This window comes from Pseudomonas sp. H26/SER47-MNA-CIBAN-0231, assembly GCF_040310465.1.
GTDB classification, from domain to species: Bacteria; Pseudomonadota; Gammaproteobacteria; order Pseudomonadales; family Pseudomonadaceae; genus Aquipseudomonas; species Aquipseudomonas atacamensis.
Map to the genome: position 1 here is coordinate 1 of NZ_JBEOPW010000020.1, position 21929 is coordinate 21929.

The 21929-nt window shown below is 62.4% G+C and carries 18 protein-coding genes; 12 read left to right on the top strand and 6 right to left on the bottom strand.

The window, feature by feature from the left end; translation table 11 throughout:
- Positions 1-259: 259 nt before the first annotated feature.
- A complete protein-coding gene (locus tag AAEZ10_RS23310) occupies positions 260-1006 on the bottom strand; it encodes an NRDE family protein (protein WP_350571173.1) in 747 nt (248 codons plus the stop codon).
- Between the two features lie 130 nt (positions 1007-1136).
- Between AAEZ10_RS23310 and AAEZ10_RS23315 the strand changes: the two genes are divergently transcribed.
- The 3 genes from AAEZ10_RS23315 to AAEZ10_RS23325 all read left to right on the top strand — a co-directional run bounded on the left by AAEZ10_RS23315 (position 1137) and on the right by AAEZ10_RS23325 (position 3836).
- Entirely contained in the window at positions 1137-1919 is a 783-nt protein-coding gene (locus AAEZ10_RS23315) for a sulfite exporter TauE/SafE family protein (RefSeq protein WP_016772682.1), read from the top strand.
- 79 nt (positions 1920-1998) lie between these two features.
- Positions 1999-2814 carry a prolipoprotein diacylglyceryl transferase gene (gene lgt, locus AAEZ10_RS23320; RefSeq protein WP_016772683.1) on the top strand — a complete coding sequence of 272 codons (816 nt, stop codon included), beginning with the start codon at positions 1999-2001 and terminating at the stop codon, positions 2812-2814.
- A 50-nt stretch (positions 2815-2864) separates the two neighbouring features.
- On the top strand, positions 2865-3836 hold the full coding sequence (locus tag AAEZ10_RS23325; RefSeq protein WP_073471007.1) for a thymidylate synthase: 972 nt from the start codon (positions 2865-2867) through the stop codon (positions 3834-3836).
- Between the two features lie 120 nt (positions 3837-3956).
- On the opposite strand, the gene cadR is transcribed toward AAEZ10_RS23325, so the two are convergent.
- Positions 3957-4406, bottom strand: a complete 450-nt coding sequence (cadR, locus tag AAEZ10_RS23330; RefSeq protein ID WP_130928467.1) for a Cd(II)/Pb(II)-responsive transcriptional regulator — start codon at positions 4404-4406, stop codon at positions 3957-3959.
- Positions 4407-4490: 84 nt separating this feature from the next.
- Here cadR and AAEZ10_RS23335 point away from each other — a divergent pair, with 84 nt between their 5' ends.
- The 7 genes from AAEZ10_RS23335 (at position 4491) to AAEZ10_RS23365 (ending at position 13567) form a co-directional block, all read left to right on the top strand.
- The gene (locus AAEZ10_RS23335; protein WP_350571176.1) at positions 4491-6797 is read left to right on the top strand and encodes a heavy metal translocating P-type ATPase; all 2307 of its coding nucleotides are present in this window, start codon (positions 4491-4493) and stop codon (positions 6795-6797) included.
- A gap of 15 nt (positions 6798-6812) precedes the next feature.
- Positions 6813-7676, top strand: a complete 864-nt coding sequence (locus AAEZ10_RS23340) for a LysR family transcriptional regulator (RefSeq protein ID WP_038861192.1) — start codon at positions 6813-6815, stop codon at positions 7674-7676.
- Between the two features lie 221 nt (positions 7677-7897).
- On the top strand, positions 7898-8974 hold the full coding sequence (locus AAEZ10_RS23345) for a putative 2-aminoethylphosphonate ABC transporter ATP-binding protein (protein WP_350571178.1): 1077 nt from the start codon (positions 7898-7900) through the stop codon (positions 8972-8974).
- A complete protein-coding gene (locus tag AAEZ10_RS23350) occupies positions 8974-10698 on the top strand; it encodes a putative 2-aminoethylphosphonate ABC transporter permease subunit (RefSeq protein WP_243243056.1) in 1725 nt (574 codons plus the stop codon). Before AAEZ10_RS23345 ends, AAEZ10_RS23350 begins: the two co-directional genes overlap by 1 nt.
- Positions 10699-10735: 37 nt before the next feature.
- A complete protein-coding gene (locus tag AAEZ10_RS23355) occupies positions 10736-11761 on the top strand; it encodes a putative 2-aminoethylphosphonate ABC transporter substrate-binding protein (protein WP_130900350.1) in 1026 nt (341 codons plus the stop codon).
- A 118-nt stretch (positions 11762-11879) separates the two neighbouring features.
- The gene (locus AAEZ10_RS23360) at positions 11880-13013 is read left to right on the top strand and encodes a TIGR03364 family FAD-dependent oxidoreductase (RefSeq protein WP_073471012.1); all 1134 of its coding nucleotides are present in this window, start codon (positions 11880-11882) and stop codon (positions 13011-13013) included.
- Positions 13010-13567, top strand: a complete 558-nt coding sequence (locus AAEZ10_RS23365) for a phosphonate degradation HD-domain oxygenase (protein WP_110644445.1) — start codon at positions 13010-13012, stop codon at positions 13565-13567. Before AAEZ10_RS23360 ends, AAEZ10_RS23365 begins: the two co-directional genes overlap by 4 nt.
- A gap of 162 nt (positions 13568-13729) precedes the next feature.
- Here the strand turns inward: AAEZ10_RS23365 and AAEZ10_RS23370 are convergent, their stop codons facing one another.
- On the bottom strand, positions 13730-15115 hold the full coding sequence (locus AAEZ10_RS23370; protein ID WP_350571182.1) for a GTPase/DUF3482 domain-containing protein: 1386 nt from the start codon (positions 15113-15115) through the stop codon (positions 13730-13732).
- Complete coding sequence (locus tag AAEZ10_RS23375) at positions 15108-16481, bottom strand: DUF2868 domain-containing protein (RefSeq protein ID WP_350571183.1); 1374 nt, start codon at positions 16479-16481, stop codon at positions 15108-15110. The genes AAEZ10_RS23370 and AAEZ10_RS23375 overlap by 8 nt, the downstream gene beginning before the upstream one ends.
- Positions 16482-16566: 85 nt before the next feature.
- Between AAEZ10_RS23375 and AAEZ10_RS23380 the strand changes: the two genes are divergently transcribed.
- Positions 16567-17079 carry a dihydrofolate reductase gene (locus tag AAEZ10_RS23380; RefSeq protein ID WP_350571185.1) on the top strand — a complete coding sequence of 171 codons (513 nt, stop codon included), beginning with the start codon at positions 16567-16569 and terminating at the stop codon, positions 17077-17079.
- A 108-nt stretch (positions 17080-17187) separates the two neighbouring features.
- Here AAEZ10_RS23380 and AAEZ10_RS23385 read toward each other — a convergent pair whose 3' ends face one another.
- Positions 17188-18579, bottom strand: coding sequence for an L-cystine transporter (locus AAEZ10_RS23385; protein WP_042606536.1), 1392 nt, complete (start codon positions 18577-18579; stop codon positions 17188-17190).
- A gap of 239 nt (positions 18580-18818) precedes the next feature.
- On the opposite strand from AAEZ10_RS23385, the gene AAEZ10_RS23390 reads away from it, so the two are divergent.
- The gene (locus tag AAEZ10_RS23390) at positions 18819-19874 is read left to right on the top strand and encodes an HAD family hydrolase (RefSeq protein WP_122706738.1); all 1056 of its coding nucleotides are present in this window, start codon (positions 18819-18821) and stop codon (positions 19872-19874) included.
- 188 nt (positions 19875-20062) lie between these two features.
- On the opposite strand, the gene ilvD is transcribed toward AAEZ10_RS23390, so the two are convergent.
- Positions 20063-21904, bottom strand: a complete 1842-nt coding sequence (gene ilvD / locus AAEZ10_RS23395; protein WP_350571188.1) for a dihydroxy-acid dehydratase — start codon at positions 21902-21904, stop codon at positions 20063-20065.
- Between the last annotated feature and the right edge of the window lie 25 nt (positions 21905-21929).

The window sequence follows — 21929 nt, forward strand, 5'->3', positions numbered from 1 at the left end:
AACTCCGTCGACCTGTAAGTGCTTTGCTGAATCCATAATCGACTCGATCTTTCAGGTCGATGTATACCGCAAGACACCTCGGTCGGCCCCCTCTCCCAGAGGGAGAGGCGACTGATTGGGGGATGCTGCAGAACTCCGTCGACCTGTAAGTGCTTTGCTGAATCCATAATCGACTCGATCTTTCAGGTCGATGTATACCGCAAGACACTTCGGTCGGCCCCCTCTCCCTCCGGGAGAGGGCTGGGGTGAGGGGCTGCTGCTAGACACAAACCTCAACTTCCCCGAGATGCCCACCATACGGCCCAAAACTGCGCTCTACCATCCGCCGCGTGCCGTCCGCCTGTACAACCAACGCTGTACTCGCCCGCGTCCCGTAACTCTGGCTGGCAATAAACACGCTCGACAGCAACGACTCCGTCGCCATGCCCACCCCGGTATCCGGCAACTCGGCCTCGGGTGCGGTCTGTGCATCGCTGAGCAAGGTCAACAAACGCTCAGGCTGCGGATCATCCAGCACCGCGCTCAACGCAGCCCTGGCCTTTAGCAGTTTCGGCCAAGGCGTATCCAGCCCCGCGTTGGATAAACCATAAACCCCAGGCTGCAACATCACCGGCTCTGACGCCCGCGCATTCAAGTGCCACAACTCATGGGCATTGCCCAGCAGCAGATTGAACCCGGCATATTCGGCGGCACGGGCCACTACATCGCTCAAATAATCATCAATCGACAGATCGCCCGCAAGAAACCGCGCCACCAGCTCGCCCCGGGATTTGGTGGCCGGCGGCTGTTGCGGATCGCGAATATTGGTCAGTGCGGCGAAGCGTCTGTTGGCGCCGATCCCCAGCCAGGTGCCGCCAGCCTCAAGATCGCGCCCGGCATGTACGTGCGGCGCCTCGGGCCACTGCGCCAATGGCAGGCTGGGGCGGGCGTAGAATTCGTCGCGGTTGGCCGCGACGATCAGCGGCTGGGCATGGTCCGGGCGCCAGGCGAAAACAATCAGGCACATAAGGTGGTCCTTGTGTGTTTTTTGCCCACTCTACGCATCCGGCGTCCGTGCATCCATCGCCAGTGGAGCAGAACGCTGCGCATCCGTTAACATGCCGCTCCTGTTTTGCCGATGCGTGCTGGAGACGGTCATGGAATTTCTGCTCTACCTGGCGCTCGGCGCCTGTGCGGGCGTGCTCGCCGGGCTGTTTGGCGTTGGCGGCGGGATCATCATCGTCCCGGTGCTGGTGTTCAGCTTCACCCTGCAGGGTTTCGATCAGTCGATTCTTACGCACTTGGCGGTGGGCACGTCGCTGGCGACGATCATTTTCACCTCGGTCAACGCCGTGCGTGAGCATCACCGCCGTGGCGCGGTGCGCTGGGCGATTTTTCGCTGGATGACCGTGGGTATCCTGCTCGGTGCCGGTTTCGGGGCGCTGACCGCAGAAGCGATCTCCGGGCCGAACCTGCAAAAGATCATCGGCGTATTTGCCCTGGTGATCGCCGTGCAACTGGCGCTGGATGTCAAACCCAAGGCCAGCCGAACGGTGCCGGGCAAACTCGGTCTGACCGCTGCCGGTACGGTGATTGGCTGGGCCTCGGCGATTTTCGGCATTGGCGGCGGCTCGCTGACCGTGCCGTTTCTGACCTGGCGCAGCGTGCCGATGCAGCAGGCGGTGGCGACCTCGTCGGCCTGTGGCTTGCCGATCGCTCTGGCCAGTGCAGCAAGTTTCATGATTCTGGGGTGGCACGATCCGTTGTTGCCGGCCCATAGTCTCGGTTTTGTGTATTTGCCGGCATTGTTGGGCATCGCCCTGACCAGCATGGTCTTCGCCCGGCTCGGCGCGCGTCTGGCACACAGGTTGTCGCCGCGCTTGCTGAAAAGGCTGTTCGCCGCTTTGCTGTTCTGCGTGGGTTTGAGCTTTCTGCTCTGACCGCGTGGCAATCCTGGCTTAATCCTGAGGTGGCAGCGTCGCCCGGGAATTTCGCTTTCAACTCTAACAAGGAGTCGCAATGCTGCCTTACCCGCAGATCGACCCGGTGGCCCTGGCCATCGGTCCGCTGAAAATCCACTGGTACGGTCTGATGTACCTGATCGGCATCGGCGGCGCGTGGCTGTTGGCGTCGCGCCGGCTCAACCGCTTCGACCCGACCTGGACCAAGGAGAAACTCTCCGATCTGGTGTTCTGGCTATCGATGGGCGTGATCGTCGGCGGCCGTCTGGGTTACGTGCTGTTCTATGACCTGAGCGCGTACCTGGCCAACCCGACGCTGATTTTCGAAGTGTGGAAGGGCGGCATGTCGTTCCACGGCGGATTCATCGGCGTGATGCTCGCGGCCTTGTGGTTCGGCAAGCGCAATGGCAAGTCGTTCTTCCAGCTGATGGACTTCGTCGCGCCGATGGTGCCGATCGGTCTGGGCGCCGGGCGCATCGGCAATTTCATCAACGCCGAGCTGTGGGGCAAGGCCACCGACGTGCCATGGGCGATGGTGTTCCCGCCGTTCAGCGATCCGGCGCAGTTGCCGCGCCACCCGTCGCAGCTGTATCAGTTTGCCCTCGAAGGCGTGGCGCTGTTCCTGATCCTGTGGATCTTCTCGCGCAAACCGCGTCCGACCATGGCGGTCTCCGGCATGTTCGCGTTGTTCTACGGCATCTTCCGTTTCATCGTCGAGTTCGTTCGCGTCCCGGATGCGCAGTTGGGCTACTTGGCGTGGAACTGGCTGACCATGGGTCAGGTGCTCTGCGTGCCGATGATTGTCGGCGGGCTGTTGCTGATCTGGCTGGCCTATCGTCGCGCCCCGGCAGCACCGCTCGCGCCGACGGCTTAAACTACGAACCCCGGCGCGCGACGCCGGGGCTCCAAGGACACAGGTAACTCATGAAGCAATATCTCGAACTGGTCTCGCACGTCATAAAGAACGGCACCAAGCAGGCCAACCGCACCGGCATCAACACCATCAGTTTTCCGGGAGCAATGCTGCGTTTCGATCTGCAGGAAGGTTTCCCGGCGATCACCACGCGCAAAATGGCTTTCAAATCGGCCATCGGCGAGATGTGCGGGTTTCTGCGTGGCGTGAACAACGCCGCTGAATTCCGCGCGCTGGGCTGCAAGGTCTGGGACCAGAACGCCAACGAAAACGCACAATGGCTGGCCAACCCGTTCCGTCAGGGCGACGACGACCTCGGTGAAATCTACGGCGTGCAGTGGCGCAAGTGGCCGGCGTACAAGCAGATCCCGCTGAGCAACACCGCCGCCATCGAACAGACCCTGGCCAACGGCTACAAGCAGATCGCTCAGGGCGAAGAAGACGGCCAGGCCTACGTGGTGCTGTACAAAGCCATCGATCAGGTGCGCCAGTGCGTCGACACGATCATCAACGATCCGGGCAGCCGGCGCATTCTGTTCCACGGCTGGAACGTCGCCCAGCTCGATGAAATGGCCCTGCCGCCATGCCATCTGCTGTACCAGTTCCACCCGAACGTCGAGACCAAAGAGATCTCGCTGACCCTGTACATCCGCTCCAATGATCTGGGACTGGGCACGCCGTTCAACCTCACCGAAGGCGCCGCACTGCTGAGCCTGATCGGTCGCCTGACCGGCTACACGCCGCGCTGGTTCACCTATTTCATCGGCGATGCGCACGTCTACGAAAACCACCTGGACATGCTCAACGAACAGCTCAAGCGCGAGCCGTTTGCCATGCCGAAACTGAAGATCTCCGATCGCGTGCCGGAGTTTGCCAAGACTGGCGTATATCAGCCGGAGTGGCTGGAATTGGTCGAGCCGAGCGATTTCTCGCTGGAAGGCTATGAGCACCATCCGCCGATGACCGCGCCGATGGCGGTCTAGTCACCATTGATCGTTCCCACGCTCCGCGTGGGAATGAATCCCGTGACGCTCTGCGTCACTTTGGACGCGGAGCGTCCATGGCGGCATTCCCACGCGGAGCGTGGGAACGAGCTTCGCCCGTCAGTGGCCGTGGCTGCGGCCCACATGGGAGTGTTCGACTTCGGCCGCGACAACCCCGCCACTCACCTCCAGCCGTTGCAAGATTCCGCATTGATCCGCCTCCGGCCCTTCGCCACAGCGTTGGCGCAGGTCGAGCAGTTGTGTCTGCAACGCCAATAACCCATCAATTCGCGCCTTCACGTGCTGAATATGTTCGTCGATCAGCGCATTGACGCTCTCGCACTGATCCTGCGGGCTGTCGCGCAGGGCGAGGAGGCTGCGGATTTCTTCGAGGGTCATGTCGAGGGTGCGGCAGTTGCGGATGAAGGTCAGGCGCTCGGCGTGGGCCTGGGTGTAGACGCGGTAGTTGCCGTCGCTGCGCGCCGGTTCCGGCAGGAGGTTTTCGCGCTCGTAGTAGCGGATGGTTTCCACGGCGCAGTCGGTGAGTTTCGCCAGTTCGCCGATCTTCATGACGGCCATCTCCAAAAGGGTGCTTGACCCTATAGTGGCTACAGGGTCTTTACTTGGCAACAGGCACCTTCATGGACGCGACCAATGAGTGATTCCCTGCACACCCACAAGCCCGGCGACGGCCACGATCACAGTCATGAATTGCAGCCGGTGCATAAACATTCGCACGGCGGCGATTCCTGCTGCGCTTCGAAAGCTGCGCCGGCCCCGGTTCATTCGCACGAAGATTCCTGCTGCTCGTCGAAAGCCGCAGCGCCTGCCCTGGTGCAACTGAGCGAAAAGACCAGCGCCGACGCGCGCCTGAGCAGCTTCCGCATCGAGGCAATGGACTGCCCGACCGAGCAGACGCTGATCCAGAACAAGCTCGGCAAACTGGCCGGCGTGCAGCAGCTGGAATTCAATCTGATCAATCGCGTGCTTGGCGTGACCCATAATCTGCCGGGCACCGAGCCGATCACCGAGGCGATCAAATCCCTCGGCATGCACGCCGAGCCGCTAGAGGCGGGTGTCGATGCTCCGGCCCCGGCTGCGGTGAAAAAACACTGGTGGCCACTGGCGCTGTCCGGTGTGACCGCGCTGGGCGCCGAAGTCATCCACTTCACCAGCGCTGCCCCCGACTGGGTGGTGGCGATTGTTGCGCTGGTGTCGATCCTCAGCGGCGGCCTCGGCACCTACAAAAAGGGCTGGATTGCCCTGAAGAACCTTAACCTCAACATCAATGCGCTGATGAGCATCGCCGTAACCGGCGCCATCCTCATCGGTCAGTGGCCGGAAGCGGCGATGGTGATGTTCCTTTTCACCGTCGCCGAGTTGATCGAGGCACGCTCGCTGGACCGCGCGCGCAATGCGATCAGCGGCTTGATGCAGATGACCCCCGAGCAAGCCACGGTCTTGCAGGCTGACGGCAACTGGCGCGAACAAGAGGTGAAAAGCGTCGAACTCGGCGCCCGCGTGCGGGTGAAGCCAGGCGAGCGCATCGCGCTGGACGGCGCGGTGGTCAGCGGCAATTCGACCATCGACCAGGCGCCGATCACCGGTGAAAGCCTGCCGGTGGAAAAAGCTGTCGGCGATAAAGTCTTCGCTGGCACCATCAATCAGGCCGGCTCGCTGGAATACACGGTCACCGCTGCGGCGAACAACTCGACCCTGGCGCGGATCATTCACGCCGTCGAACAGGCCCAGGGCGCGCGGGCACCCACGCAGCGTTTCGTTGACCAATTCTCGAAAATCTACACCCCGGCGGTCTTCGTCTTCGCCTTGGCCGTGGCGATCATCCCGCCGTTGTTCATGGGCGCGGCGTGGTTCGACTGGATCTACCGCGCGCTGGTGTTGCTGGTGGTTGCCTGCCCGTGCGCACTGGTGATTTCCACCCCGGTGACCATCGTCAGCGGCCTCGCGGCGGCGGCGCGCAAGGGCATTCTGGTCAAGGGCGGCGTGTACCTGGAAGGCGGCTTCAAGCTCGATTATCTGGCGCTGGACAAGACCGGCACGATCACCCACGGCAAACCAGTGCAGACCGATTACCTTTCGCTCGAGCCGACCGCAGACGCCACGGCACCGGCCATCGCCGCCGCGCTGGCCGGGCGCTCCGATCACCCGGTGTCGCTGGCGATTGCCAGTGCCGCTGTGGATAAAAACTTCGCCGCGCCGACTGTGGATAACTTCGCCGCGTTGGGCGGGCGGGGCGTCAAAGGCGACATCAACGGCCAGACTTATCATTTGGGCAACCATCGTCTGGTCGAAGAGCTTGGCCTGTGCTCACCGCAGCTGGAAGAGAAGCTGTTCGCGCTGGAAAAGCAGGGCAAATCCGTGGTGTTGCTGCTCGACAAATCAGGCCCGCTGGCGCTGTTCGCCGTGGCCGACACGGTCAAGGAAACCAGCCGCGAAGCGATTCGTCAGTTGCATGAACTCGGGGTGAAAACCCTGATGCTGACCGGCGACAACGTCCACACCGCGCAAGCGATTGCCGCCCAGGTCGGCATCGACGAGGCGCGCGGCGACTTGCTGCCGACCGACAAGCTGCAAGCCATTGAAGATCTGTACAAGCAGGGCCACCGGGTCGGTATGGTCGGCGATGGCATCAACGACGCCCCGGCACTGGCCCGCGCCGAGATCGGTTTCGCCATGGCCGCCGCCGGCACCGACACCGCGATCGAAACCGCCGATGTCGCCCTGATGGACGACGATCTGCGCAAGATTCCTGCGTTCATCAGCCTGTCGCGCAATACCGCGAGCATCCTCAAACAGAACATCGCACTGGCGCTGGTGATCAAGGCGATATTTCTTGCGGTAACCTTTGCCGGGCTTGCCACCATGTGGATGGCGGTGTTTGCCGATATGGGCGTGAGCCTGCTGGTGGTGTTCAACGGTTTGCGCCTGCTGCGCAAGTAAACGTGAGGGAAGGTTGTGCTGAGTGCCGAGCTGAAAGCGTTTTACATGGTCGCCCGCCTGGGCAGCATCACGCTGGCGGCGAAAAAGCTCGGCCTCAGCCAACCGACCGTGACCACGCAAATCCGCAATCTGGAGAGTCAGTATTCGGTGGAACTGTTCTACCGTGGCGGGCGCCGTTTAAGCGTCAGTGACGAAGGCGCGCGGCTGCTGCCGATGGTCAAGACCCTGTTGCAGCAAGAGGCCGACATCGAGTTCTTCCTGCGCAACAGCGGTCAGGTGCAGGGCACGCTGCGCATTGCCGCGACGGCGCCATATTACATCCTCGATCTGGTGAAGACCTTCCGCGAGCGTTTGCCGCAGGTGGAAGTGTCGGTGGAAATCGGCAATTCGCAGCAAGTGCTGGAAGCGCTGGAGGATTACCGCGTGGATGTCGCGGCATCGTCGCAGTTGCTCGACGATGCGCGGTTGATTCGCCGGGTGCTCGGCACCGATCCGCTGGTGCTGGCGGTGCATCGCAATCATCCGTTGGCGGCGCAGGAACATGTGACGTTGAATGCGCTGGCCGGGCATACATTGCTGATGCGCGAGCCGGGTTCGACCACGCGGCGGTTGACCGAAGAGTTGCTGGCCAGCGCCGGGGTCAGTTTCGGGCCGTTGCTGGAGATCGGCAGCCGTGAGTCCATTCGTGAAGCCGTGCTGCGCAATATCGGTATCAGCATCATTGCGCGGCAGGAGGTGCCGCATGATCCGCAACTGAGGGTGCTGACCATCGAGAATGCGCCGCAGATTCCGGAGTATCTGTATTGCCTCAAAGAGAGGAAGGGTGCGCGGTTGCCGGCGGCGTTCCTCGGCTTGGCACAAGAGATGTCTCCTGCGTAATGATCGTTCCCACGCTCCGCGTGGGAATGCAGCCCGGGACGCTCTGCGTCCCAAAAGCCGAACGCGGAGCGTCCGATGAGGCATTCCCACGCGGAGCGTGGGAACGATCTGCAGTGAACCAAAATCCTCGAATACCACTATCAGCGGTTTTTGCCTCGCTGCCACATGACGGACGCATTACAACTCTAGGATTGGCCTCATCCGTTTGCTGAGGTCCGTCCATGAATCCTGCCATCGCAACTGCCCTGACCAACCCCGGCGCGCCGATGAAAGTGCGCGGCGTGCACAAGCGTTTCGGCGCGTTCAATGCGCTGGATAACGTTTCCCTCGATGTCGCCGCCGGCGAACTGGTGTGCCTGCTCGGCCCGTCGGGCTGTGGCAAGACCACATTGTTGCGCTGCATTGCCGGGCTGGAGCAGCAGGACAGCGGCGAGTTGTATCTGGGCGATCGCGATGTCTCGCATCTTGCCCCGCAAGCGCGGGATTACGGGATTCTGTTCCAGTCCTACGCGTTGTTTCCCAATCTGACGGTCGAGGCGAACATTGCCTACGGCCTCGCCGGCAGCGGGCGCGATGAAGTGCGCCGGCGTGTCGGTCAGATGCTGGAACTGGTCGGTCTCACCGGCAGTGAGAAAAAGTACCCCGGTCAATTGTCCGGCGGTCAGCAACAGCGGGTGGCGCTGGCTCGGGCATTGGCGCCGGCACCGTCGCTGCTGTTGCTCGACGAACCGATGTCGGCCCTCGACGCGCGGGTGCGCGAGCATCTGTGCACCGAGCTGCGTCAGCTGCAACGCAACCTCGGCATCACCACGCTGATGGTCACGCACAATCAGGACGAAGCGATGCTGATGGCCGATCGCATCGCGGTCATGAATAACGGCCGCGTCGAGCAGTACGCCACCCCGCAGGAAATCTACAACCGCCCGGCCACGCCGTTCGTGGCCGAGTTTGTCGGTCAGGGCAACTGGCTGCCGTTTCAGCGCAGCAGCGACAGTCACGCCAAGGTTGGCGGGATGAATCTGCGCTTGGCCGAGGGCAGCGTACACAGCGCTTCGGGTCGACTGTTCTGCCGCCCGGAGGCGATCAACGTCAACCCGCTGGTGCACGAAGAGAACTTGTTCCCGGCCAGGGTTCGCGAAATCACTTTTCTCGGCAACCGCTGCCGGATGAGCTTCGAACTTGATCAATTGCCGGGCCACGCACTGCTCGCCGAAATCGCTCCAGAAGCCATGCCGCGCCTCGGCGCCCAGCAGATCATGGTCGCCTTGCCGCCGCGCAGTTTGCAGGTGTTCGCCTGATGAACAGCAACCTCGCGCTGCCGCTACCGCACAAGCAGGTGCGACAGTCCTCGAAAGCCGAGATCGGCGATCGCCTGTTCGTGCTCGGCGGCAAAGTCCTCCTGCTGGTGTTGCTCGGCCTCGCGGTGCTGCTGCCGTTGCTGGCGATCTTCTGGCGCGGCTTCAGCAACGACGCCGGGCAGGGCGGCGGCTGGCTCGCGGCGAAAGAGTTGGTGACCAGTGCCAATTTCCATTGGCTGCTCGGCAACAGCCTGAAAGTGTCCCTCAGCGTTGCGGCCATTGTCGTACCGCTGGCCTACCTGTTTGCCTACGCACTGCAACGCACGCTGATTCCGGGCAAAGGCATCTGGCGCGGAATCTCCCTGCTGCCACTGATGGCGCCGTCGATGCTGCCGGGGATTGCGCTGGTTTATCTGTTCGGCAACCAGGGCATGCTGCGTGGGCTGCTCTCGGACAATATCTATGGCTTCTGGGGCATTGTGCTGGGCGAGGTGATCTACACCTTTCCCCATGCGCTGATGATTTTGCTCTCGGCATTGTCGCTGGCCGATGCGCGGCTGTTCGACGCCGCATCGAGCATGGGCGCCAGTCCGGCCAAAGCGTTTCGCAGCATCACTTGGCCGGCGACCCGCCAGGCGGTATTCGCTGCGTTCTGTCTGGTATTCACCCTGACCATCACTGATTTCGGTGTGCCGGTGGTGGTCGGTGGCGACTATCAAGTGCTGGCGCTGGAAGCCTACAAAGCCGTGGTCGGCCAGCAGCAATTCGGTCGCGGCGCGTTGATCGGCATGGTGTTGTTGCTGCCGGCGCTGTTCAGCTTTGGTGTCGATGCCTGGCTGCGTCGGCGTCACGGCGACTCCATGAGCGGGCGCGCGCAGGTGTTCAAACCGCTGCCGTCCAGGCTGCGCGACGGCTGCTATCTGGCGATCGTTTTGCTGATCAGTGCGGCGTTGATCCTGGTGTTCGGCATGGCGGTGTTTTCGTCGCTGGTGAAGTTCTGGCCGTACAACCTGTCGCTGTCGCTCAACCACTATCAGTTCAACGAGACCGCCGGCGGTGGCTGGCTCGCCTACGGCAACAGTCTGAAGATGGCGCTGGGCACCGCGTTGATCGGCAGCGTGCTGATTTTCACTGGCGCCTATCTGATGGAGAAAACCCGCACTCAGCGCGGGCTCAACCTGGCTTTGCGTATGCTCAGCTTCGTGCCGATGGCGGTGCCGGGGCTGGTGCTGGGCCTGGGCTACGTCTTCTTCTTCAACCTCAGCGGCAATCCGCTGCACGTGCTGTACGGGACGATGACGCTGCTGATCGTCTGCACCATTGCGCACTACCTGACCACCGCACAAATGACCGCGACCACCGCGCTGCGCCAGCTCGATGCTGAATTCGAAGCCGCCGCGCTGTCGTTGAAGGCGCCGCTGTACCGGCATTACCTGCGCGTCACCGTGCCGATCTGCCTGCCGGCGCTGCTGGACATCGTGCGCTACCTGTTCGTCTCGGCGATGACCACGGTTTCCGCTGCGATCTTCCTTTACAGCCCCGACACCATCCTCGCGGCGGTGGCGGTGCTGAACATGGATGACGCCGGCAACGTTGGCGGCGCGGCGGCGATGTCGACCCTGATCCTGTTCACTTCGGCCGGCGTGTCGCTGTTGCTGGCGTGGGCTTCGCGCGGCCTGTTGCGCCGTTCCCAGGCCTGGCGGCAAACCGCGCCAGGTCACTGATTGCAAACCCGATCAACTCATCTACAGGAAAACGCTCATGTTCAAGCCTATGGCCCTGGCCGCTGCTGTGCTCGCGACTTTCAGCCTGAATGCCTTCGCGGCAAAAACCGAGTTGACGGTGTACACCGCCCTCGAAGCCGAGCAACTGAAGTCCTACAAGGACGCCTTCGAAAAGGCCAACCCGGACGTCGAGATCAAATGGGTGCGCGATTCGACCGGGATCATCACCGCCAAGCTGCTCGCCGAAAAGGCTCGTCCGCAGGCTGACGCGGTGTGGGGCCTCGCCGCGTCGAGCCTGGCGATTCTCGATCAGCAAGGCATGCTGCAAAGCTATGCACCGAAGGATCTCGGCAAGATCGGCGCGAACTACCGCGACGCCGCCAACCCGCCAGCCTGGGTCGGCATGGACGTCTGGGCCGCGACCATTTGCTTCAACACTGTCGAAGCCGAGAAGCAGGGGCTGAGCAAACCGGTCAGTTGGCAGGACCTGACCAAGCCGGAGTACAAGGGCAAGATCGTCATGCCCAATCCGGCGTCGTCCGGCACCGGTTTCCTTGACGTCAGCGCCTGGCTGCAAACCTTCGGCGAGAAGCAGGGCTGGGCGTATATGGACGGTCTGCACCAGAACATCGGCCAGTACGTTCACTCCGGTTCCAAGCCTTGCAAGCTGGCGGCGGCGGGGGAGTTTCCGATCGGGATTTCCTTTGAATATCCAGCCGTACAGCTGAAGCGCCAGGGCGCGCCACTGGACATCATCCTGCCGAAGGAAGGCCTGGGCTGGGAGATCGAAGCGACAGCGGTGATCAAAGGCACACCGCATGAAGAAGCGGCGAAGAAACTCGCTGATTTCTCCGCCAGCGCCGAGGCGATGGATCTGTACAAGGAGAACTTCGCTGTTCTTGCGCAGCCGGGGATTGCCAAGCCACAAACCGAATTGCCAGCCGACTATGAGCAGCGTCTGATCAAGAACGACTTTGCCTGGGCCTCGAAGAATCGCGACGAGATCCTGGCTGAATGGCGCAAGCGGTATGACGGCAAGTCCGAAAAAGTTGTCGCCAAGTAAGATCTTTATCGACTGACAAGGCCCCTTCGCGAGCAGGCTCGCTCCCACAGTTGCAATGCTGTCCCCTGTGGGAGCGAGCCTGCTCGCGAAAGCGGTTTCTCATTCAGAGCACCTCTACATGACACAACCCAAAGACCTGCTCATCATCGGCGCCGGCATCCTCGGTCTGTCCCACGCCTATGCCGCTGCCAAACGCGGCCTGAAAGTCGCGGTATTCGAACGCACCGCCACGCCCCTTGGCGCTTCGGTGCGCAACTTCGGCCAGGCGCTGGTCACCGGTCAGCCGCCCGGCATCATGCTCGAACTGGCCAAGGCCAGCCGCGAGATCTGGGGTGACTGGGCGCAACTTGCCGGCCTGCAGGTCAAGCGCAACGGCTCATACCTGTTCGCCCGCAGCGAGGCCGAAGAACACCTGCTCGAAGCCTTCTGCGCCGGCCGCGCGGTCGAGCATGGCTACAACGTCGAGCTGCTGCGCGGCGCAGCGTTGCGTGATCTGTATGGCGGCCAGTTCAGCCATCACCGTGCCGCGCTGCACGGTGTCGATGATCAGCAGCTGTACTCGCGCGAAGCGATTCCGGCGCTGATCGACTATCTGCGCCGCGACCTTGGTGTCGAGTTTCATTTTTCCACGCTGGTGCGCGACGTCGAGCCGGGGCATTTGCACAGCACCGCTGGCAGTTTTACCGGCAAGCAGATCATCGTCTGCTCCGGCCACGATTATCAGACCCTGCTGGCCGAGCCGATTGCTGCGCTTGAGCCGCAAGTCTGCCGCTTGCAAATGCTGCGGGCCAGACCGCAGATCAATCTCGATCTGCAACACGCCGTGCTCACCGGCCTGAGCTGCGTGCACTACGGCGCTTTCGCCGATCTGCCGCAAGCCGCAGCGGTGCAGGCGCAGATCCTCCGTGAGCAACCGCACCTGCACGCCAACGGCATTCACCTGCTGATCAGCCCGACGCCGTATGGCGAACTGATCATTGGCGATTCGCATCATTACGGCAGCGATGCGTCACCGTTCAACGCCGAACAGGTCGACAACTGGATGCTCGAACTTGCCGAGCAGACGCTGGGCTGCCAGGTGCAGGTGGTCGAACGCTGGCAGGGCGTCTATGGTTCTCGGGGGCCAGGGCCGTTTTCATTCCTGCGCCCGGCACCGGGCCTGAGCGTGGCGCTGATGCACACCGGCGTCGGCATGAGCGTCGGGCCGGCGCTGGCCGAACGCAACATCGCGCAGTTACTGGAGCAAGCATGAATCAAGAACAGGTGATCGCCCGGGTGTTCGGCCTGTATGAACGCTTCGGCGCCAGCGATTACATCGGCGAACCGGTGTCGCAACTCGAGCACATGTCCCAGGCCGCAGAACTGGCCATGGCTGAAGGCTGTGACGATGAAGTGGTGCTGGCGGCGTTCTTTCATGACATCGGCCATTTGTGTGCCGAGGGCGCGGAAAACATGGGCGGTTATGGCGTGGTCAGCCATGAACGGCTCGGTGCCGATTATCTGCGTGAGGCAGGTTTCAGCGAACGGCTGGCGCGACTGGTGGAGTATCACGTTCAGGCTAAACGCTATCTGACCTTGCGCGAGCCAGGCTATTACGCGCGGTTGAGTGAGGCGAGTCGGCGGACGCTGGAATATCAGGGCGGGATAATGAGCGCGGCTGAGGCGGATGCGTTCGGGGCTGATCCGTTGTGTGCGCTGAGTTTGCGCATGCGGCGCTGGGATGAGTTGGCGAAGGAGGTTGCGGTGCCGCTGGTGGATCTGAGTGTGTTAAAGCGCAAGGCTGAGAAATTGTTGTCGGCTGAGTGATTGCAGCCCTCACCCCAGCCCTCTCCCGGAGGGAGAGGGAGCTGATCTCCATGCTTTTCAAACCTGAGTTCGACTGGATATCTCAGGTCGGTGTATGACCCAAGAGCAACACAGTCGGCCCCCTCTCCCTCCGGGAGAGGGCTGGGGTGAGGGGGTAGCGATCTAAAGCTCAAGCACCCGATCAACCAACGCCTCAACCTGCTCCTGCCTTTCCGCCTGATCCAACTTCGCCTGCGGATTGAGCGACGACCACTGCGGATGCGCACGGGCCTTGTTCAGCGCTTCCGGCAATTTGCCTTCGCGCCAGGTCTTGTCCACAGGTGTGGCCACCTGAATGCTGTCCATCGCCGCATGCCCACGCTGATCCAGCGCCAGCAACAACTGGCGCTGGCGCAACGCCAACAGGCGCAGCACGGCGTCATCCACTGTCAATTCCCGCTGGCCTTTGATCTTGCCGAGCAGGCGACTGCCATAACTGCGCGCGGTTTGCAGTGCGCCACCGGCAATCGCGCCGGCCAGTGCTGCCGCGCCGAGGGTAATTCCGCCGACCAGCAAATCCACACCAGCCCCAGCCGCTGCACCGGCAGCAATGCCGCCGCCGACGCGCACGCCGAGTTGCTTCAGGGTTTCCGGGTTGAACAGGTCATCGCCCCAGCGCCCGTCGAGCAACGGCAAATCACTGGCCGCCGCGTCCTGCGGGCGAAACGCGTAGAGCTTGAGCAGCGCCTCAACGCACTTCTGCTCACGCTGGCGCACGGCTTTGCGCAGCTCGCTGATCGCCTGCTGTTCCTGCTCGGCTTCGCTGACCACACTGCGCCGGCACGCAGCGCAGTCGATGAGCAATTCGGCAATCAGGCGTGCGGCGCTTTGCTGACGGGCGAGGCGTTGCGCCTGCTGGTCGGCGATCAACCGCTCCAGCTGCGGCCGGGCGTTTTCCAATAGCAGGGCGAGGCTCTCGTACAAGCGCCGCTCGCCATCCTCGGGCGGTGCGACGCTGTCGAAACGTACCAACGCATGCAGCCCCAACCGCGCCAGCGCCTCGCGCCAATCGGGTTCGCGATGGTTGGCGCTGCTGACGAAATTCAGCACTGGCAGCAGCGGTTTGCCGCAACTGGCGAGCACTTCCAGTTCGTCGCGGTACTTGGCCAGCACCGGTTCGCGGGCGTCGATCACATACAGACCAGCGTCGGAGGCGAGCAACTGCCGCAGTACCTTGGCTTCCTGTTCGAACCGCTGGCGCGCCTCGCTGCCGTCGAGAAACCGTGCCAGCCGTGCCGGGCCGTCGAGGCGTTCGCCGGGGCGTTCCAGACGCTCGAGAAAATCCAGCAGGGCGATCGCATCTTCCAGCCCCGGCGTGTCGTACAGATCGAGCAACGGCTCGCCATCCACCGACAACCGCGCGCCTTCGACATGCCGGGTGGTGCTCGGCCGGTGCGAGACTTCGCCGAAGCCGACGTCTCGGGTCAGCGTGCGCAGCAGCGAGGTCTTGCCGACGTTGGTGTGGCCGACCACCGCGAGTTTCAGCGGGGCTTTGCGTGCATCAGTCATGTCCGCTCTCCAGCCAGTTCATCGGCGCGCAATCGGCAAACGGCAGGTTCAGTTGTTGCAGCGCCGCGTGCCAGTCACCCAGACGTTGCCCGTCCAGCGCTTCGCCAGGCGGCGCTTGCAGCAGCCAGATGCGAGTGGCGCCAGCGTTGCGCGCGAGTTCGGCGATCAGCGCAAGGCTGCCGCGATCCGGCGAACGTCGCGGATCACAGGCGATGGCCAGCCGCGCCGGCGGGAAACGACTGAGTTGTTCGAGCAGCTTGTGCCGCGATTCGCGGCTGTCGAGGATGCCCGCGTTGCTGACGTTTTTCGGCAGCGCGGGTGGCCATGGGCGCTGTTCGTCCAACTCGATCGCCACCAGCAGCGCGCCTTCACTGGCCAGTTCGCCGACGTTGCTTTCGACGCGATGCAGTTGCGCCGGCTCCGGGTCGTTGACACCAAGGCGCTCGCTGGTTGGCATCAACCGTTCGCGCAGTTGCGCGTAGCCGGGCAGATTCAGATCCAGGCGCAGCGCGGCTTTGCCGCTGTTCCAGCGCCACAGGCAGAACAGCGCGAGCAGCAGGCGCGGCAGCACGCCGTAGACCACCAGCACGCCGACCAGCCAGGTCGCCCAGGCCTGTCGTGCGCTTTCGATATCCAGTGCGCCGGCGCCGCTGGCGCGGATCATTTCCTCGGTCGGCACGTTGAAGCCGAGCAGCGAGGGCAGATAGCCAAGGGCCTGGGTGACATGGATAAAGGTGTCGGCACCGAGGATCGTGGTTTCCCAGACAAAGCCGTAGCGTCGCGTGGCCATCAGCGTCAGCAACAGAATCAGCGCGCTGAGCATCGCCAGCAGCCACAGGCCATTGACCAACGCGCCGAGTGCCCAGCGGTTGAGTTTCTTGCGTTGCAGCAGCAACAGCAGGGCCGGCGCCAGTTGCGCGGCTTTGGCGTCGCGGGCGAATTTTTCGCTGAGCCACAGCCACAAGCGCCCAAGGGTGGCGCCGTGTTCGCCAGCGAAAATCAAGCCCAGCGCCCAACTCAGCAGCAAAATCAGATTGATCCCGAGCAGACTGCCCAGCGCCCAGAAGACATTCACCGGCGTTTGGCCAAGTGCGGCGAAAGCCAGGCCGGCGCCGCTGAGCACGGCGAAAATCATCAACAGCACCAGCGCCAGGCGCGCGCCTTGCAGCCAGTGCTTGAGGGCGGCGGTGAGCCCGTCGCGCTCGGCCAGCCATAGCGCCCGGCGCGCAATGCGGCTCGGCAGATCGCCGCCAGCGGCGCGGGCCAGACGATTGGCTTCCAGGTCATCCAGCGGCCCCGCGTGTTCTTCGCGCAGGCGGATGGTTTCGGTGAGCCAGAGGTTTTGCAGTGGAGTCAGTTCAGTCACGCGGCGTCCCGTCGCTAAATCGAGCGCTGAGCATAACCGCTGTGGCGCTTATCGGGGTAAGCGCGGCTCTGGTATCCTCGCTGGCATGACTAAATCACTGCCCCTCAGCCTGATCGCAGCCCTCGGTGAAAACCGCGTGATCGGCGTCGACAACAGCATGCCCTGGCACCTGCCGGGGGACTTCAAATACTTCAAGGCGACCACGCTCGGCAAGCCGATCATCATGGGTCGCAAGACCTGGGATTCGCTCGGCCGGCCGCTGCCGGGGCGCTTGAACATCGTGGTCAGCCGCCAGACCGATCTGCAGCTCGAAGGTGCCGAGGTCTATCCGTCGCTGGAAGCCGCCGTGGCCCGCGCCGAGGAATGGGCGAAAGCCCAGGGCGTTGATGAGCTGATGCTGATTGGCGGCGCGCAGTTGTATGCGCAGGGACTGGCGCAGGCCGATCGTCTGTACCTGACCCGCGTGGCGCTGAGCCCGCAAGGGGATGCGTGGTTTCCGGAGTTTGATCTGAGCGAATGGAAGCTGGTGTCGGATGTTGAAAACCCGGCGGTTGAAGATAAACCCGCGTACAACTTCGAAGTCTGGGAGCGCGCATGATCGTTCCCACGCTCTGCGTGGTAACGCCTCAAGGGACGCTCCGCGTCCAGTGACGCGGAGCGTCACGGGCTGCATTCCCACGCAGAGCGTGGGAACGATCCTTTGAAACTATGCCTGGGCCAACTCTGCGTGCTCATCGGCATCCAGCAGCGCTTTATCCGTCTGCTGCATGACCTGACTGGTAATCGCCCCGGCGGTAATCGAGCCACTCACGTTCAACGCGGTGCGGCCCATATCGATCAGCGGTTCGACCGAAATCAGCAGGGCCACCAGTGACACCGGCAGGCCCATCGCCGGCAGCACGATCAGTGCGGCGAACGTTGCGCCGCCGCCAACTCCGGCGACACCGGCCGAACTCAACGTGACAATCGCCACCAGCGTCGCTATCCACAACGGATCCAGCGGGTTGATGCCGACCGTTGGCGCGACCATCACGGCCAACATCGCCGGGTACAGGCCGGCACACCCGTTCTGGCCGATGGTCGCACCAAACGAGGCAGCGAAACTGGCGACCGACGACGGAATACCCAGGCGGCGGGTCTGCGCTTCAATGCTCAGCGGGATGGTCGCCGCGCTGGAGCGACTGGTGAAAGCAAACGTCAGCACCGGCCAGATCTTGCGGAAGAAGCGCAGCGGGTTGATCCCGGCTGCCGACACCAGCACGCCGTGCACGACGAACATCAGGCCCAGGCCGATATACGAGACCACGACAAAACTGCCGAGCTTGATGATGTCCTGCAGGTTGGAACCGGCGACCACTTTGGTCATCAGCGCCAGCACGCCGTACGGGGTCAGCTTCATCACCAGACGCACCAGACGCATCACCCAGGCTTGCAGGGTGTCGATGGCGTTGATCACTTTCTGACCCTTCTCGACGTCGTCCTTGAGCAGTTGCAGTGCGGCGACCCCGAGGAACGCGGCGAAGATCACCACACTGATGATCGAGGTCGGCTTGGCCCGGGCCAGGTCGGCGAACGGGTTCTGCGGAATGAACGACAGCAGCAATTGCGGCACATTCAGGTCGGCAACCTTGCCGGCGTAGTCGTTCTGAATGGTTTGCAGGCGCGCCATTTCCTGAGTGCCGGCGACCAGACCTTCAGCGGTAAGGCCGAACAGGTTGGTCAGGCCGATGCCGATCAACGCCGCGATGGCGGTGGTGAACAGCAGCGTGCCGATGGTCAGGAAACTGATTTTGCCCAGCGATGAAGCGTTGTGCAGGCGGGCCACGGCGCTGAGGATCGAAGCAAACACCAGCGGGATCACGATCATTTGCAGCAACTGCACGTAACCGTTACCCACCAGATCGAACCAGCCGATCGAGGCTTTCAGCACCGGGTTGCCGGCACCGTAAATCGTGTGCAGCGCAACGCCGAACGCCACGCCGAGGACCAGTGCAAGCAGGACTTTTTTCGCCAGGCTCCAGGTGGTGTGGCGCGTCTGCGCCAGACCGAAGAGCAAGGCGAGGAACACCAGCAAGTTGAGAATCAGCGGTAGATTCATGAGAACTCCAGTAAAGACTGTGCCAACAGCCATCCGGGGCTGCTGCGAACCGGCAAGCCTAACAGCTTGATTTGCAATGATTTAATACCGAAATGGCAGGGCGTCCGTCGTTTTTGGAATAAGCGCGTGTCGCTGTCGGCAATGTAACTGACGCGCAGGGGACGCAAGCGGTCGCTGACAGACGAGGGTTGTCACACTGATTTGTTAGCGTCGAACTCTTTGCATCGGGGAGTAGCGCTATGAGAATTGCACGCACGTTGTTGGCTGTAGCACTGGCGGCTGGCCTCGCCGGCCATGCATTGGCCACGGACCTCAAGCATTGGCCGGCAGATCAGGCCAAGGCGCTGGACGCGATGATCGCTGCCAACGCCAACAAGGGTAATTACGCGGTGTTCGACATGGACAACACCAGTTACCGCTACGACCTCGAAGAATCCTTGCTGCCGTTCATGGAAAACAAGGGCCTTATTACCCGCGACAAGCTCGACCCCTCGCTGAAACTGATGCCGTTCAAGGACACCGCCGAGCACAAGGAAAGCCTGTTCAGTTATTACTACCGGCTCTGCGAAGTCGACGACATGGTCTGCTACCCATGGGTGGCGCAGGTGTTCTCCGGCTTCACCCTCAAGGAGCTCAAGGGCTACGTTGACGAACTGATGGCTTCGGGCAAACCGGTGCCGGCGACGTATTACGAAGGCGATGTGGTGAAGAAGCTCGATGTCAATCCGCCGAAGATCTTCACTGGCCAGCAGGAGCTGTACAACAAGCTGATGGAGAACGGCATCGAGGTTTACGTGATGACCGCCGCTTCAGAGGAGCTGGTGCGTATGGTCGCGGCGGATCCCAAGTATGGCTACAACGTCAAACCGCAGAACGTCATTGGCGTTTCACTGCTGCTCAAGGATCAGAAGACCGGCGAGCTGACCACCGCGCGCAAACAGATCACTGCCGGCAAATATGACGAGAAGGCCAACCTCGGCCTGGAGCTGACGCCGTACCTGTGGACCCCGGCAACCTGGATGGCCGGCAAGCACGCGGCGATCCTGACCTATATCGATGAATGGAAAAAACCGGTACTGGTCGGCGGCGATACCCCGACGAGCGACGGTTACATGCTGTTCCACGATGTCGACGTGGCCAAGGGCGGCATTCACTTGTGGATCAACCGCAAGGACAAGTACATGACACAAATCAACGGCATGATGGCCAAACACGCAGCGGCCCAGGCCAAGGAAGGCTTGCCGGTGACGGCGGACAAGAACTGGGTGATCGTCAAGCCTGAGGAAATCCAGTAAACCCGGGTTGCTCCCATCGCGAGCAGGCTCACTCTACAGGCTGATCGTTCCCACGCTCTGCGTGGGAATGCAGCCCGTGACGCTCCGCGTCACTGGACGCGGAGCGTCCCTTGAGACATTCCCACGCAGAGCGTGGGAACGATCAGCCCCGCACTTGGCGGGGCATTTTTGCGTCGGTGATTTGACGGTTACAGCCCGTCGAGCATCGCCTTGTTGCGCACCGCGCCTTTATCTGCACTGGTCGCCAGCAGGGCGTAGGCCTTGAGGGCGGTGGTCACTTTGCGTGGGCGCACCTCGACCGGTTTCCAGCCTTTCTTGTCCTGCTCGGCGCGGCGTGCCGCCAGTTCTTCGTCGCTGACCAACAGGTTGATCGAGCGGTTCGGAATGTCGATCAGCACCTTGTCGCCATCCTGCACCAGACCGATCGCGCCACCGGCCGCAGCCTCTGGCGAAGCGTGACCGATCGACAGGCCGGAAGTACCGCCGGAGAAACGCCCGTCGGTGAGCAGCGCACAGGCTTTGCCCAGACCTTTGGATTTCAGGTAGGACGTCGGGTAGAGCATTTCCTGCATGCCCGGGCCGCCTTTCGGGCCTTCGTAGCGAATGATTACGATGTCGCCTTCCTTCACTTCGTCGGCGAGGATGCCGCGCACGGCGCTGTCCTGGCTTTCGAAAATCTTCGCGTTGCCTTCGAAGACGTGGATCGACTCATCGACCCCGGCGGTTTTCACCACGCAGCCGTCCTGCGCGATGTTGCCGTACAGCACGGCGAGGCCGCCTTCTTTCGAATAGGCGTGCTCGAAGCTGCGGATGCAGCCGTTTTCACGGTCGTCGTCGAGGGTTTCCCAACGGGTCGACTGGCTGAACGCAGTCTGGGTCGGAATGCCCGCAGGGCCTGCCTTGAAGAATTGATGCACGGCTTCGTCGCTGGTCTGGGTGATGTCCCACTTGGCGATGGCTTCTTCCATGCTGCGGCTGTGCACGGTCGGCAGGTCGGTGTGCAGCAGGCCGCCACGGGCCAGCGAACCGAGGATGCTGAAAATGCCGCCGGCGCGGTGCACGTCTTCCATGTGGTACTTCTGGATGTTCGGTGCGACTTTGCACAGCTGCGGCACGCTGCGCGAGAGACGGTCGATGTCGCGCAGGTCGAAATCGATCTCGGCTTCCTGGGCAGCTGCGAGCAAGTGCAGGATGGTGTTGGTCGAACCGCCCATGGCGATGTCGAGCATCATCGCGTTTTCGAACGCCTTGAAGTTGGCGATGTTGCGCGGCAGCACGGAGTCATCGTTCTCGCCGTAGTAACGCTTGCACAGCTCGACGATGGTGCGACCGGCCTGGAGGAACAGCTGTTCGCGGTCGCTGTGGGTGGCCAGAGTCGAACCGTTGCCCGGCAAGGCCAGACCCAGTGCTTCGGTCAGGCAGTTCATCGAGTTGGCGGTGAACATGCCGGAGCACGAACCGCAGGTCGGGCAGGCGCTGCGCTCGTACTCGGCGACTTTCTCGTCAGAAGCGCTGGAGTCGGCAGCGATCACCATGGCGTCGACGAGGTCGAGGCCGTGGGAAGCGAGTTTGGTCTTGCCGGCTTCCATCGGGCCACCGGAAACGAAGATCACCGGGATGTTCAGGCGCAGTGCAGCCATCAGCATGCCCGGGGTGATCTTGTCGCAGTTGGAAATGCACACGATGGCGTCGGCGCAGTGGGCATTGACCATGTACTCGACGGAGTCGGCGATGATCTCGCGACTCGGCAGCGAATACAGCATGCCGTCGTGGCCCATGGCAATGCCGTCATCGACAGCAATGGTGTTGAATTCCTTGGCCACGCCACCGGCGCGTTCGATTTCGCGGGCGACCAGTTGACCCAGGTCCTTCAGGTGCACATGCCCCGGGACGAACTGGGTGAACGAGTTGGCGATGGCAATGATCGGCTTCTTGAAGTCGTCATCTTTCATGCCGGTGGCGCGCCACAGTGCGCGGGCGCCGGCCATGTTGCGGCCGTGGGTGGATGTTTTCGAGCGGTAATCTGGCATGGAGCACTCCGGGCGGCTAATCACG